Source organism: Pseudomonas sp. FW507-12TSA, assembly GCF_058781435.1.
Map to the genome: position 1 here is coordinate 165,075 of NZ_JBYSWT010000009.1, position 12,871 is coordinate 177,945.

12 protein-coding genes are annotated in these 12,871 nt (G+C 65.5%); 4 read left to right on the top strand and 8 right to left on the bottom strand.

Annotation, left to right across the window (positions count from 1 at the left end; all coding sequences use genetic code 11):
* Nucleotides 1–11 precede the first annotated feature (11 nt).
* Nucleotides 12–923 (bottom strand): LysR family transcriptional regulator, encoded by a 912-nt coding sequence (locus tag AC3WK8_RS11430; RefSeq protein WP_085595830.1) that lies wholly within the window; start codon nucleotides 921–923, stop codon nucleotides 12–14.
* Nucleotides 924–1,098: 175 nt separating this feature from the next.
* Between AC3WK8_RS11430 and AC3WK8_RS11435 the strand changes: the two genes are divergently transcribed.
* From AC3WK8_RS11435 to AC3WK8_RS11450, 4 genes are all read left to right on the top strand, one after another.
* Nucleotides 1,099–2,286, top strand: coding sequence for a M20 aminoacylase family protein (locus AC3WK8_RS11435; RefSeq protein ID WP_103324822.1), 1,188 nt, complete (start codon nucleotides 1,099–1,101; stop codon nucleotides 2,284–2,286).
* 85 nt (nucleotides 2,287–2,371) lie between these two features.
* Nucleotides 2,372–3,709: an MFS transporter gene (locus AC3WK8_RS11440; protein WP_085595826.1), complete on the top strand. Its 1,338-nt coding sequence runs from the start codon at nucleotides 2,372–2,374 to the stop codon at nucleotides 3,707–3,709.
* Between the two features lie 227 nt (nucleotides 3,710–3,936).
* Nucleotides 3,937–4,509, top strand: coding sequence for a hypothetical protein (locus AC3WK8_RS11445; protein ID WP_404942567.1), 573 nt, complete (start codon nucleotides 3,937–3,939; stop codon nucleotides 4,507–4,509).
* 109 nt (nucleotides 4,510–4,618) lie between these two features.
* A complete protein-coding gene (locus tag AC3WK8_RS11450) occupies nucleotides 4,619–5,068 on the top strand; it encodes a RidA family protein (protein WP_085595824.1) in 450 nt (149 codons plus the stop codon).
* A gap of 137 nt (nucleotides 5,069–5,205) precedes the next feature.
* Here the strand turns inward: AC3WK8_RS11450 and AC3WK8_RS11455 are convergent, their stop codons facing one another.
* The 7 genes from AC3WK8_RS11455 to hyi all read right to left on the bottom strand — a co-directional run bounded on the left by AC3WK8_RS11455 (nucleotide 5,206) and on the right by hyi (nucleotide 12,822).
* The gene (locus tag AC3WK8_RS11455; protein WP_103324820.1) at nucleotides 5,206–6,207 is read right to left on the bottom strand and encodes a sulfate ABC transporter substrate-binding protein; all 1,002 of its coding nucleotides are present in this window, start codon (nucleotides 6,205–6,207) and stop codon (nucleotides 5,206–5,208) included.
* Nucleotides 6,208–6,298: 91 nt separating this feature from the next.
* Nucleotides 6,299–7,123, bottom strand: a complete 825-nt coding sequence (locus AC3WK8_RS11460) for an ion transporter (protein WP_022643080.1) — start codon at nucleotides 7,121–7,123, stop codon at nucleotides 6,299–6,301.
* Between the two features lie 21 nt (nucleotides 7,124–7,144).
* Nucleotides 7,145–8,062, bottom strand: coding sequence for an urea transporter (locus AC3WK8_RS11465; protein ID WP_085595822.1), 918 nt, complete (start codon nucleotides 8,060–8,062; stop codon nucleotides 7,145–7,147).
* 108 nt (nucleotides 8,063–8,170) lie between these two features.
* Entirely contained in the window at nucleotides 8,171–9,586 is a 1,416-nt protein-coding gene (pyk, locus tag AC3WK8_RS11470; RefSeq protein WP_103324819.1) for a pyruvate kinase, read from the bottom strand.
* On the bottom strand, nucleotides 9,576–10,856 hold the full coding sequence (locus tag AC3WK8_RS11475; RefSeq protein WP_103324818.1) for a glycerate kinase type-2 family protein: 1,281 nt from the start codon (nucleotides 10,854–10,856) through the stop codon (nucleotides 9,576–9,578). Before AC3WK8_RS11475 ends, pyk begins: the two co-directional genes overlap by 11 nt.
* 152 nt (nucleotides 10,857–11,008) lie before the next feature.
* Nucleotides 11,009–11,902, bottom strand: coding sequence for a 2-hydroxy-3-oxopropionate reductase (locus AC3WK8_RS11480; protein WP_085595818.1), 894 nt, complete (start codon nucleotides 11,900–11,902; stop codon nucleotides 11,009–11,011).
* Between the two features lie 137 nt (nucleotides 11,903–12,039).
* Nucleotides 12,040–12,822: a hydroxypyruvate isomerase gene (hyi, locus tag AC3WK8_RS11485; protein ID WP_085595816.1), complete on the bottom strand. Its 783-nt coding sequence runs from the start codon at nucleotides 12,820–12,822 to the stop codon at nucleotides 12,040–12,042.
* Between the last annotated feature and the right edge of the window lie 49 nt (nucleotides 12,823–12,871).

A 12,871-nucleotide genomic window follows, 5' to 3' on the forward strand; every position in this document is an offset into this window, starting at 1 on the left:
CAAAGCCCGGGTTACCAGCCGAACACCGGGCTTTGGCCGAACCATTGCAGCGCCTGTTCCCGCAAGGCGTTGACCAGCTGCGAGTCGCTATGGCTCTGCAACTGCGCCAGGACGATACGCTGCAGCGGCAAGGCTTCGCTGATGGGGCGCACCGCCAATGGTTGGCCGTCGTAGCTGTGATCGCCAAATGGCCGGGTATAGGCCAAGCCCACGCCCAGGCCGTTGGCCACCAGCCCGCGTTGCAGTTCGAAGGATTGGGTCTTGGTCAGGCTCTGGGGCTGCAGCCCATGGAAGCGCAGCAGGTCCAGGAAGTGCTGCCAACTGTAGGCCTGCCCGGTCAAGACCAGGGGATGCTTGCACAGCTGGCCCAGGCTGACCGCTTGCTGGGCAGCCAGGGGATGCCCGGACGGCAATAAGGCATGGGCCGCCAGCTCGCATAACACGGTGGTCTGCACGCCATCCGGCAGGCCCAGGTCATAGCTCAGCGCGGCATCCAGGCTGCCGTTGCCCAACTGCTTGCCGATCTGGTCGAACCCGCACTCGCGGATCCCCACCTTGATCCCTGGATGGCGCTGTTGCAGGCCGCGCAGCAGTTGCGGCAGGCAGTAGGGAGCCAGGTCTTCGAAGCACGCCAGCATCAGTTCGCCGGACAGCGAATGGCCGCTGTCCGCCAGATGTTCCAGCTCATGTACGCCGGCCAGGATCTGCCGGGCCTTGTCCATCGCCAAGCGGCCGAAGGGGGTGAGGGTCATCCCTTGCCCGCGTTGGCGGATGAACAGCATCTGCCCCAGGTGGCCCTCCAGTTCGCTGATCGCCGCCGAAATCGCCGGCTGGGACACGCTCAGGTGTTCGGCGGCCTGGGTGATGTTGTTGTGACGAGTGACCGCCAGGGCATATCGAAGGTGGCGCAGGCTGATCTTCATAAGAAATTCCGAGGAGCCAGATCGGAACATATTATTTTATTTTTCCCAGGACCTGGGGCGATAGTCAGCGTGCCGTAGCGACCGGGTCCGCCCTGGCGTACCGGCGACATCCTACAAGAGCCTGACAGCGTCTGAGCCGACGATCGGGCCGTACGACACCGCTGAGGAGTAACCCATGCCGAACCAAGCGATCCTGCCTGAAGTACATGCGTTGACCCCCGCCATGATTGCCCTGCGCCAACACCTGCATGCCCATCCCGAACTGAGCTATGAAGAATTCGAAACCAGCCGCCTGGTAGCCGCCAAGTTGCGCGAGTGGGGCTACGAAGTCCACCAGGGGCTGGCCGGCACAGGTGTGGTCGGCTCGCTGCGCAAGGGCCGCAGCGGTCGGGTCATCGGCCTGCGTGCGGACATGGACGCGCTGCCGATCCTGGAGACCAGCGGCTTGCCCTATGCCAGCCGCCATGAGGGCAAGATGCACGCCTGTGGCCACGACGGGCATACGGCGATGCTGCTCGCCGCCGGCCAGTGTCTGGCTCGGGATATCGACTTCGAGGGCACTGTGCGCCTGATTTTCCAGCCCGCCGAAGAGGGGCATGTGGGGGCACGCAAGATGATCGAGGATGGCCTGTTCCAGCTGTTCCCCTGTGATGCGGTGTTCGCCATGCACAACTGGCCGGGCCTGCCGGTGGGGCGCTTCGGTTTCCTGGCCGGGCCGTTCATGGCCTCGGCCGATACCGTCACTATCCGCATCCACGGTCGTGGTGGGGATGGCGCCATCCCCCACGACACGGTTGATCCGGTAGTCGCCGCCGCTTCACTGGTCATGGCCTTGCAGACGGTGGTGGCACGCAACGTACCACCGCTGGACATGGGCGTCGTCGGGGTCGGGGCGATCCACGGCGGCAGCAGTTCGTCGGTGGTACCCGCCAGTGTCGAACTGGCAGTGACGGTCCGGGCCTTGAAGAACTGCACCCGCGACCTGCTGCTCAGGCGTATCGAAGAGCTGGCCCACGCCCAGGCCCAGGCCTATGGCGCCAGGGCCGAAGTGCTGGTCAGCCCCAATGCCTTTCCGGTGCTGTACAACCATCCGCGCGAAACCGCGCTGGCCCGGGGGGTGGTCCAGGATTGGCTGGGCGATGAGGGTTTGGTGGCCGATATGCAGCCGATGACCTGCAGCGAGGATTTCTCCTTCATGTTGCAGGCCTGCCCCGGCAGCTACCTGGTCATGGGCAACGGCGAGGGCAGTGAGGGCGGCTGCCTGCTGCACAACCCCGGTTATGACTTCAACGATACCAGCCTGCCCTATGGCGCCACCTACTGGGTGAAGCTGGTGAGCACTTTCCTGGGGACGGACGACTGATCCGTAGCCATTGACCGTGATCCGGCCGGGCCTGCCCGGGCTGGCCGGTGGTGAGTGCCTATTGCCTCGTGCCCAGGAGAATGTCATGAGCATTGTTCAGCAGTCCTATGCGCCGCTGCTGGCGCCTGATCTCCCCGTATCCCGTCGCCGGGTGATTGTCGGTACCACTATTGGCAACGCCCTGGAGTTCTTCGACTTCACGGTGTTCAGTTTCCTGATGCTGTTCATCGGCCCGTTGTTCTTTCCCGCTGCTTCTTCCTACGGCCAGTTGCTCTTGACCACCGCCACCTTCGGCGTGGGGTTCCTGATGCGTCCGGTGGGTGCGTTGCTGATCGGTTCCTATTCCGATCGTTTCGGCCGGCGTTCGGCGTTGACCTTGACGTTGCTCCTCATGGGTCTGGGTTGCGCGATGATGGCCCTGGCCCCGACCTACGCCCAGGTTGGCATGGCTGCGCCGCTGGTGATGGTCCTGGCGCGGCTGATCCAGGGTTTCGCCGCCGGGGGCGAGGTGGGGGCGGCGACCACCTTGCTGGTCGAGCATGCACCGGCATCGCAGCGGGGCTTCTATGCCAGCTGGCAATTCGGCAGCCAGTCCCTGGGGATTTTCCTCGGGGCGATCATGGTCGCCGCCCTGGTGGCCGGCCTGGGCCAGGCGGCGATGGCTGAATGGGGGTGGCGCATCCCGTTCTTCATCGGCATGCTCACCGCGCCGGTGGGTTGGTACATCCGCCGGCACCTGGAAGACACGCTCGTGGCCGGCGTATCCAGCGCCCATAGCCGGCAGGCCATGGAGCGGGCCGCCCACAGCAGCCCGTTGCGCGAATTGTTCGGCCAGCACAAGGCCACCTTGGGCAAGAGCGTGTTGCTGATGCTGGGCGCGATGGTCTCGACCCAGATCATCGCGTTCTACATGCCGGCCTATGCCGCCCGGGTGCTGGGCTTGCCTACCACCTCCAGCCTGCTGGCCAGCGTGGTGGTGGGGGCCGTGTGCTTCCTCTTGTCGCCGCTGGTGGGCTGGGTAGCCGATCGCTGGGGGCGCAAGCGGGTGATCTTCCATTCGCGGCTGTGGACCCTGGTGGCGATCGTCCCGTGCTTCCAGTGGTTGATCGCCGCCCCCAGCCTGGCCAGCCTGTTGCTGATCATCGGTTTGTTGTCGGTGTTGCTGACGCTGCAGACCGTGCCGGGGATCACCATGCTGCCGGAGATGTTCCCCAAGTCTGTACGTACCTCCGGCATGGCTGCGGCTTATGGCATCGGCGTCTCGGTGTTCGGCGGCTTCGCCCAGTTCTTCGTGACCTGGTTGTTGCAGGTGACCGAACAGCCCCTGGCCCCGGCCTGGTACATGATGGTGACGGTCGCCTTGTCCACCCTGGTGTTGCTGTGGGTTCGCGATCGAACCGGTGAAGACATCGATGCGAGCTGAGCCCGGGTGCAAGGCATCTGGATCAACGGCAAAAGCGGGACGTGCCTGGCCGCCAGTCGGCCCAGGCGCTGGCCAGGCATTTACTTGGCTCGCGCCTGGTAGCAGGCTGGTGGTCTTTGCGGGCCGGCTGCTGGCTCGGCCCTGTACCGCTTCGCTCAGCCGAGGACCTTGTTGCCATGAAACGATCTCTGCCTGGTGTGTTGTGCGTTATCCAATGCTTCGCCCTGATGGCCCTGCTCGGCAGTGCCCTGGCCCAGGATGCGCCCGGCATGCGCATCGGCGTGCGGGGGGAAATCACCGGCATTAGCGGCGATGTGCTGCGGGTGCATGCCAATAGCGGGGAGAACGTCAGCATCGAGTTGACGCCGCAGACCCAGGTGCGTGCCGTGACCCTGGCCAATATCGAGGACATCAAACCGGGCAGCTACATCGGCTCGGCGGCGGTGCCCATGGCCGATGGCACCCTCAAGGCCCTGGAAGTGCATGTGTTCCCGCCGCAGATGGCCGGCACCGGCGACGGCCACCGGCCTTTCGACCTGGCCAAGGGCAGCAGCATGACCAACGGTAGCGTCGGCGACCTGGTGGTGAGCAATGGCCGGACCCTGACCGTCAACTACAAGGGCGGCCAGCAGAAGATCCTGGTGCCTGACGATGTGCCCATCGTCAACCTGGTGCCGGGGGATCGCAGCTTGCTCAAGACCGGGGTCAAGGTGGTGATGTTCGTCACCCAGGGCGCCGACGGCAAGCTGATCGCGCAATCGATTTCCGCCGGCAAGGACGGGGTGACGCCTCCGATGTAGGTCCGCCATCCGCTGTTGCGTTGCCGGATGTTGCTGCGCCGGGCTGGTGCTGGAAGTCCGCGGGGCCCTGGTTTAGGGTTTGCGGTCGTTCATCGAGGCGGAGGTCCTTATGCAAAAGTCGACGTTCAATCCCGGCAGCGTGTTCGATTCACTGCAGTACGGCTTCAGCCAGGCCGTGGAAGTGCGGGGCGGGCGGCGCCTGCTGCTGTCCGGCCAGGTGGGAGTGGATGAACATGAACGCACCGTAGGCCCGGGCCTGCGGGAGCAGACCGAGCAGGCCTTCGACAATATCCAGCGGGTGCTGGCCGAGGCCGGAGGGACGCTGGCGGATGTGGTGATGTTGCGGATCTATATCGCCGAAGCGGCCCGCGATCAGCAGGAGCACATCAGCGCGGTCTTGCTGGAGCGCTTCGCCAGCCAGCCGCCGGCGTCTTCATGGATCATCGTCAGCGGCCTGTCGCTGCCCGAGTGGCTGATCGAAGTCGAGGCCGAGGCGGTGCTGGAGGAGCGGCATCAGGCCGCCGAAGCGGCGCTGTTCAATCCGGCGCTGGCCCTCTGACTGCCACCTGAAGCATAAAAAAAGCGACCGTGGAGGTTGATGGGTGCCGGTCAGTCAAGCAGAGGTGATTCTCTGCCATTGCCTTGACTGATCGGCATTAACCGCACAGGTCGCTTTTTTCATTCACCCGCGAGGGATCACTTGGCGTTGGTGTAGATCTGGTCGAAGATCCCGCCATCGTTGAAGTGGGTCTTCTGTACGCTGCGCCAGTCGCCGAAGGTCTTCTCCACCGAGAGGAAGTCGACTTTCGGGAAGCGGTCGGTGAACTTGGCCAGCACCTTCGGATCCCGTGGGCGCAGGTAGTTGTTGGCGGCGATCTCCTGGCCTTCCGGCGACCACAGGTACTTCAGGTATTCCTCGGCGGCGGCGCGGGTGCCTTTCTTCTCCACCACCTTGTCCACTACCGACACCGGAGGCTCGGCTTCGGCGGAGACGCTCGGGTAGATCACCTCGAACTGATCGCGGCCGAATTCGCGGGCGATCATTTCCGCCTCGTTCTCGAAGGTCACCAGCACGTCGCCGATCTGGTTGGTCATGAAGGTCGTGGTGGCGGCGCGGCCACCGGTGTCCAGCACCGGCGCCTGCTTGAACAGCTTGCCGACGAAGTCCTTGGCCTTGTTCTCGTCGCCGCCGTTCTTGAGCACGTAGCCCCAGGCCGAGAGGTAGGTGTAGCGACCGTTACCCGAGGTCTTGGGGTTGGGCACGATCACCTGTACGCCGTCCTTGAGCAGGTCCGGCCAGTCCTTCAATGCCTTGGGGTTGCCCTTGCGCACGATGAACACCGTGGCCGAGGTGAAGGGGGCGCTGTTGTCCGGCAGGCGGGTGACCCAGGTGTCCGGGACCAGCTTGCCGTTGTCCGCCAGGGCGTTGATGTCGGTGGCCATGTTCATGGTGATGACGTCCGCCGGCAGGCCGTCGATCACCGAGCGCGCTTGCTTGCTGGAGCCGCCGAAGGACATCTGCAGGGTGATGTTTTCGTTATGCTCGGCCTTCCAGTGTTTCTGGAACGCGGCGTTGTAGTCCTTGTAGAAGTCGCGCATCACGTCGTAGGAAACGTTGAGCAGGGTCGGTGCGGCCTGGGCGGCGCCAGCCAGGGCCAGGCCGGCGGCCAGGAGCGAAGCGCTGAAGAGTTTTTTCACTGCACATTTCCTTTTATTCGAGAGTGAAGGCAATTTGCCGCCGACTATAGCCGGGGCGCTATATCTCTTTAAAGATTGAAAAGTACTTTGCTTATTCCATTTTCTTAAAAAGGGCATTACCGCAGCGTGAGCAGAAGGCGGCGGCCGGCTCGTGGCTGTTCTTGCGGCACACCGGGCAGTCGTGCTTCTGCTGCTCGCCGCGCATGGCGCTGGCCAGCTCGGCGGTGAAGATCCCAGTGGGCACGGCGATGATCGAGTAACCGGTGATCATCACCATGGACGAGATCACCTGGCCGATCACCGTCTTGGGCACGATATCGCCGTAGCCCACGGTGGTCAGGGTGACGATGGCCCAGTAGATGCCCTTGGGAATGCTGGTGAAGCCGTGCTCCGGACCTTCGACCACGTACATCAGGGTGCCGAACACCGTGACCAGGGTGCAGACGCTGAGCAGGAACACCAGGATCTTCTGCTTGCTGCCGCGCAGGGCGTCGAGCAGGTAGTGGGCCTGCTTGAGGTAGGGCGCCAGCTTGAGCACGCGGAAGATCCGCAGCATGCGGATGATGCGGATGATCAACAGGTACTGGGCGTCGCTGTAGTACAGGGCGAGGATCCCGGGGACGATCGCCAGCAGGTCCACCAGCCCGTAGAAGCTGAAGGCGTAGCGCAGCGGCTTGGGCGAGCAGTACAGGCGCAGCCCGTACTCGATGGCGAAGATCAGGGTGAAGCCCCATTCGATGTACGCCAGGACGTTGGCGTAGTCGCGGTGCACCTGGTCGATGCTGTCGAGGATCACGATCACCAGGCTGGCGAGGATGATCAGCAGCAAGGTGGTATCGAAGCGTCTTCCAGCCACGGTGTCGGTCTGGAAGATCATCACGTAGAGGCGTTGCCGCCAGTTGTCGCTGTTACCCATGGAAATCGCCTGAATCGAAGATCAGCGAAGCCTAGGTGGATTCGTTGCGCTAGCGCAAGGCGCGTCGCGGCGCGGGGTGCGGCCCAACACCCGGTTGCAGGCCAGCACCAGCCAACAGGCGAGGACGAAGGGGCCGGTAAGTGGGGGTAGGCCTATCGCGGCGATGCCCGGGGTGATCAGCAGCGCCAGGACCATGCCCAGCAGCGGCCACCAGGGGCGCAGGCCGATCTGGCCCAGTGCCAGGGCCACCAGCGCGCAGTTATAGCCGGCCAGTCCCGAGAGCGCCTGGCCGGGCTCCTGCAGCATGACCGCCACACCCAGGCCGAACCCCGAGCCGCCCAGGGCCCAGATCGCCGCCCGGCGGTTGGCCAGCAACAGGCCGGCGAAGACCAGCAGCCCCGCCAGCCAGTCGCCGAGGAACATCACCTGGCCCAGGCCCTGGAACAGGCCGCCCAGCAGCCCCATGGGCGATAGCCCGGTGGGCGCCGGGTTGGCGGCCAGCGGCGTGAACAGGCCGGCCAGGAGCCAGCCGAGGCCGACGAAGGGCGCGGTGTAGGCCGGCAGCCGGGCGGGTTGCCGGGCGCGCTTGAGCCACTGCTGGGTGATGATCGCGCTCAGGCCGCCGGCGGCGATGATCAAGGGCGGCAGCAAGATCGTCCAGGGCAGGTACAGGCTCAGCAGCAGCCCGAGCAACACGCCGTTGTAGCTGAACAGCCCGGCTTGCCGATCGGCCTTGGCGTAGCCCCGTTGCTGGGCCGTCAGCAGCCCGGCCAGGGCGCCGAGCAGGGCGCCACCGAGCAGCGCCGGGGCGCAGGCCAGGATCGCCAGCAGGCACAGCAAGCCGCACAGCGGGTCGCGCTGGAGAAAGATCTGGCTGAAGCCATTGAGCAGGGCAGTGGCCCAATCGGGGCAGAAAGCGTTGAACGACTGTGACGGCATGATGGATATCGGTCAGTGCGGCCGCTGGTTGGCTGCGTCCGGGCCATCAGGCTCCCTCTCTGGAGAGCTCTGAATGGACCGGGGCCGCAGCACCGGCAGGGGGGCAGGTCAGAGAAGGGTTTCGACACGCAAGGAGTTAGTCGTCCCCGGCTGGCCGAACGGCACACCGGCGGTGATCACTACCGTGTCCCCACGCTGCGCCAGGCCTTGGGCCTGGGCGATCTCCAGGGCCGTACTGCAGACTTCATCGACCTGGCGCAGGCGGTCGTTGACCACCGAGTGCACGCCCCAGGCCAGGGAAAGGCGGTGCGCGGCCTGCAGGTTGGGGGTCAGGTTGAGGATCGGCACCGACGGCCGTTCCCGGGCGGCGCGCAGGGTCGAGCTGCCGGACTCGCTGTAATTCACCAGTACCGCCACCGGCAGGATGCTGCAGATACGCCGGATCGCGCAGCTGATGGCATCGGACACCGTGGCTTCGGCCTGGGGCCGGTTGACGTCCAGTTGGGTTTGGTAGTCCGGCCCGGTTTCCACCTGGCGGATGATCTTGCTCATCATCTGCACGGCCTCCAGCGGGTATTCCCCGGAAGCGGTTTCCGCCGACAGCATCACGGCGTCGGTGCCTTCGGCCACGGCATTGGCCACATCGGTGACTTCGGCCCGGGTGGGCGCCGGGGAGAAGCGCATGGACTCCAGCATCTGCGTGGCCACCACCACCGGCCGGCCCAGCTGGCGGCAGGTGGCGATGATGTCCTTCTGGATCTGCGGCACGGCTTCGGCCGGCACCTCGACCCCCAGGTCGCCCCGGGCCACCATGATCGCGTCGCTGAGTTCGGCGATGTCCCGCAGTTGGGCCACCGCCGAGGGTTTCTCGATCTTGGCCATCAACAAGGCCTGGTTGCCGATCAGTTCCCGGGCTTCGCGAATATCCTGCGCGCGCTGTACGAACGACAGCGCCACCCAATCCACTCCCAGTTCCAGGCCGAAGCTCAGGTCGCGGCGGTCCTTGGCGGTCAGCGGGCTCAGCTCCAGCACCGCCTGGGGCACGTTGACGCCCTTGCGATCCGACAGCTCGCCACCGGCCAGCACCGTGGTATCGATGGCCTCGGCATGCCTGGCGTCGACCCGCAGGCGCAGCTTGCCGTCATCCAGCAGCAGGTCCATGCCGGGCTCCAGCGCGGCGATGATTTCCGGATGGGGCAGGTTGACCCGCCGGGCATCGCCCGGGGTCGGGTCCAGGTCCAGGCGCAGGGCCTGGCCGCGTATCAACTGGACCTTGCCGGCGCTGAAGGTGCCGACCCGCAGCTTCGGCCCCTGCAGGTCCATGAGAATCCCCAGGGGTTGGTTCAGCTCGCTTTCCACCTGGCGGATCCAGGCGTGGCGCTGGGCGTGGTCGGCATGGCTGCCGTGGCTGAAGTTGAGGCGGAAGATATTCACCCCGGCTTGCACCAGCTCACGGATATCCTCGATACCGTCGGTGGCCGGGCCCAGGGTGGCGAGGATCTTGACCTTTTTGTCAGGCGTCATGTTTGGTGGTCTCGAGAATCAGGATGGCGCGCAAGTCGTTGACATTGGTACGGGTCGGCTCGGTGACGATCAAGCTGTCCAGGGCCGCGAAGTAGCCGTAGCCATTGTTGTTGTCCAGCTCGTCGCCGGCGTTCAGGCCCAGGGCCGTGGCACGGGCGAAGCTGTCCGGGGTCATGATGGCCCCGGCGTTGTCCTCGGAGCCGTCGATGCCGTCGGTGTCGCCAGCCAGGGCGTAGATGCCGGGATGGCCCTTGAGACTGTCGGTCAGGCTCAGCAGGAACTCGGCATTGCGTCCGCCACGGCCGTTGCCGCGTACCGTGACCGTGGTCTCGCCGCCGGACAGGATCACGCAGGGCGCGGCCAGGGGTTGGCCATGCAGGGCCACCTGGCGGGCGATGCCGGCGTGGACCTTGGCCACCTCGCGGGACTCGCCCTCCAGGTCGCCGAGGATCAACGGGCTGAAACCCGCCTGGCGCGCCTTGACTGCCGCCGCCTCCAGGGATTGCTGGGGCCGGGCGATCAGCTGGAAATGGCTGCGGGCCAGGCACGGGTCGCCGGGCTTGACGGTTTCCGACTCGGGGCTCTGCAGCCAGGCGCGCACCGCCGACGGTACCTCGATGGCGTAGCGCTGGAGAATCGCCAGGGCCTGGGCCGAAGTGCTGGGATCGGCCACGGTAGGCCCGGAGGCGATGACCGTCGCCAAATCGCCGGGCACATCGGAAATCGCGTAGGTGTGCACTGTGGCCGGCCAGCAGGCCTTGGCCAGGCGCCCGCCCTTGATCGCCGAGAGGTGCTTGCGCACGCAATTCATCTCGCCGATGGTGGCGCCGGACTTGAGCAGGGCCTTGTTGAGCGCTTGCTTGTCGGCCAGGGTGATGCCGGCGGCGGGCAGGGCCAGTAGCGCCGAGCCACCGCCGGACAGCAGGAAAATCACCCGGTCCTGTTCCGTCAGGTCGCTGACCATCTCCAGCACGCGCCGAGCCACGGCCAGGCCGGCGGCATCGGGCACCGGGTGGGCGGCCTCGACCACCTCGATCTTGTGGCAAGGGGCGCCGTGGCCATAGCGAGTGACCACCAGCCCGCGGACTTCGCCCTGCCAGTTGCGTTCGACCACCTGGGCCATGGCCGCGGCGGCTTTGCCGGCGCCGATGACGATGACTCGGCCGCTGCGGTCGCTGGGCAGGTGGGCTTCGAGGACATGTTGCGGATGGGCGGCGTCGATGGCTGTGGCGAACAGCTCACGCAGCAATTGTTGCGGATCGACCGACATGGCGGGCTCCCGGATTCTTGTTATGGGGGGCGTGGAACAGGTGTAGCCACCGCCAAGGGCGGTGTCAGGGTCGGCAGGGCCTGTCCGTGGCCCGCAGTGATGCGTTTCCTGCGGACCTTCGCACAGCCCGGGGCGGTGGCTACGAATGCTGCTTAGTGTTTGTCGCGGATCGAGAAGTTGGCCATGTGCTCCAGGCCCTTGATCAGGGCCGAGTGGTCCCAGTTGCCGCCACCGATGGCGTTGCAGGTGCTGAACACCTGCTGGGCGTTGGCGGTGTTGGGCAGGTTGATGCCCAGCTCGCGGGCGCCGCTGAGGGCCAGGTTGAGGTCCTTCTGGTGCAGGTTGATACGGAAGCCCGGGTCGAAGGTGCCCTTGATCATGCGTTCGCCATGCACCTCCAGGATGCGCGAGGAGGCGAAGCCGCCCATCAGCGCTTCGCGCACCTTGGCCGGGTCGGCGCCGTTCTTCGCGGCGAACAGCAGCGCTTCGGCCACGGCCTGGATGTTCAGGGCGACGATGATCTGGTTGGCCACCTTGGCGGTCTGGCCGTCGCCGTTGCCGCCGACCAGGGTGATGTTCTTGCCCATGCTCTGGAACAGCGGCAGGGCGCGTTCGAAAGCCTGGCTGTCGCCGCCGACCATGATGCTCAGGGTCGCGGCCTTGGCCCCGACTTCACCGCCGGACACCGGGGCGTCCAGGTATTGCGCGCCTTTTTCGTTGATCTTGGCGGCGAAGGCTTTGGTCGCGGTGGGCGAGATCGAACTCATGTCGATGACGATCTTGCCCTTGCCGATCCCGGCGGCCACGCCGTCGGCGCGCAGCAGCACGTCTTCGACCTGGGGGGTGTCGGGCACCATGATGATCACGAACTCGGCTTCCTGGGCCACCTCCTTGGGGGAGGCCAGGGCCACGGCGCCGGCAGCGATCAGGTCGGCCGGGGCCTTGCCGTGGTGTTCCGAGAGCAGCAGGCTGTGGCCGGCCTTCTGCAGGTTGGCGGCCATGGGGTGGCCCATGATGCCGGTGCCGATGAATCCGATTTTAGCCATGGGGAAAATCCTCTTTTTATTGCTCTATAAGGTTGCGGGTGCCAAGGCATTCGTCTCGCGGGCAGCCTGGCTCCTACCGTAGGAGCGAGCCGGCGGCGATCCGACTGGCCCCAGATGAACGATGACGCGGTGGCCGATCAGATAGCGTTGTGGCTCTTGAGCCAGCCCAGGCCCGCTTCGGTGGTGGTCAGCGGCTTGTACTCGCAGCCGACCCAGCCCTGGTAGCCGATGCGCTCCAGGTGCTCGAAGAGGAAGCGGTAGTTGATCTCGCCGGTGCCCGGTTCGTTGCGCCCGGGGTTGTCCGCCAGCTGCACGTGGTTGATCTGCTCCAGATGGTTGGCCAGGGTCCGGGCCAGGTCTCCTTCCATGACCTGCATGTGATAGATGTCGTACTGCAGGAACAGGTTGGCACTGCCGACCTGTTCGCGGATCGACAGCGCCTGGGCGGTGTTGTTGAGGTAGAAGCCGGGAATGTCGCGAGTGTTGATGGCTTCCATCACCAGCTTGATGCCCACGGCCTGGAGCTTGTCGGCGGCGTACCTGAGGTTGTCGACGAAAGTCTTTTGCACCAGGGCCTCGTCCACGCCCTGGGGGCGGATGCCGGCCAGGCAGTTGACCTGGGTATTGCCCAGGACCTGGGCATAGGCGATGGCCAGGTCGACCCCGGCGCGGAACTCCGCGACCCGGTCGGGCAGGCAGGCGATGCCGCGCTCGCCCTTGGCCCAGTCGCCGGCCGGCAGGTTGAACAGCACCTGGGTCAGGTCGTGGGCGTCGAGCTGGGCCTTGATCTCGGCCGAGCTGAATTCATAGGGAAACAGGTACTCGACTCCGCTGAAGCCGGCATCGGCGGCAGCCTTGAAGCGAGCGAGGAAATCCTGCTCGGTGAACAGCATGGACAGGTTGGCGGCAAAACGCGGCATGGTGGTCTCCTGTGGATCTATCAAGTCCTGTAGTCGCCGGGGCAGTAGG

Excerpts from the sequence above, each read along its gene's own strand:
- AC3WK8_RS11430 (WP_085595830.1), bottom strand. The coding sequence starts at position 923 with ATGAAGATCAGCCTGCGCCACCTTCGATATGCCCTGGCGGTCACTCGT.
- AC3WK8_RS11435 (WP_103324822.1), top strand. The coding sequence starts at position 1,099 with ATGCCGAACCAAGCGATCCTGCCTGAAGTACATGCGTTGACCCCCGCC.
- AC3WK8_RS11440 (WP_085595826.1), top strand. The coding sequence starts at position 2,372 with ATGAGCATTGTTCAGCAGTCCTATGCGCCGCTGCTGGCGCCTGATCTC.
- AC3WK8_RS11445 (WP_404942567.1), top strand. The coding sequence starts at position 3,937 with ATGGCCCTGCTCGGCAGTGCCCTGGCCCAGGATGCGCCCGGCATGCGC.
- AC3WK8_RS11450 (WP_085595824.1), top strand. The coding sequence starts at position 4,619 with ATGCAAAAGTCGACGTTCAATCCCGGCAGCGTGTTCGATTCACTGCAG.
- AC3WK8_RS11460 (WP_022643080.1), bottom strand. The coding sequence starts at position 7,123 with ATGGGTAACAGCGACAACTGGCGGCAACGCCTCTACGTGATGATCTTC.
- AC3WK8_RS11465 (WP_085595822.1), bottom strand. The coding sequence starts at position 8,062 with ATGCCGTCACAGTCGTTCAACGCTTTCTGCCCCGATTGGGCCACTGCC.
- pyk (WP_103324819.1), bottom strand. The coding sequence starts at position 9,586 with ATGACGCCTGACAAAAAGGTCAAGATCCTCGCCACCCTGGGCCCGGCC.
- AC3WK8_RS11475 (WP_103324818.1), bottom strand. The coding sequence starts at position 10,856 with ATGTCGGTCGATCCGCAACAATTGCTGCGTGAGCTGTTCGCCACAGCC.
- AC3WK8_RS11480 (WP_085595818.1), bottom strand. The coding sequence starts at position 11,902 with ATGGCTAAAATCGGATTCATCGGCACCGGCATCATGGGCCACCCCATG.
- hyi (WP_085595816.1), bottom strand. The coding sequence starts at position 12,822 with ATGCCGCGTTTTGCCGCCAACCTGTCCATGCTGTTCACCGAGCAGGAT.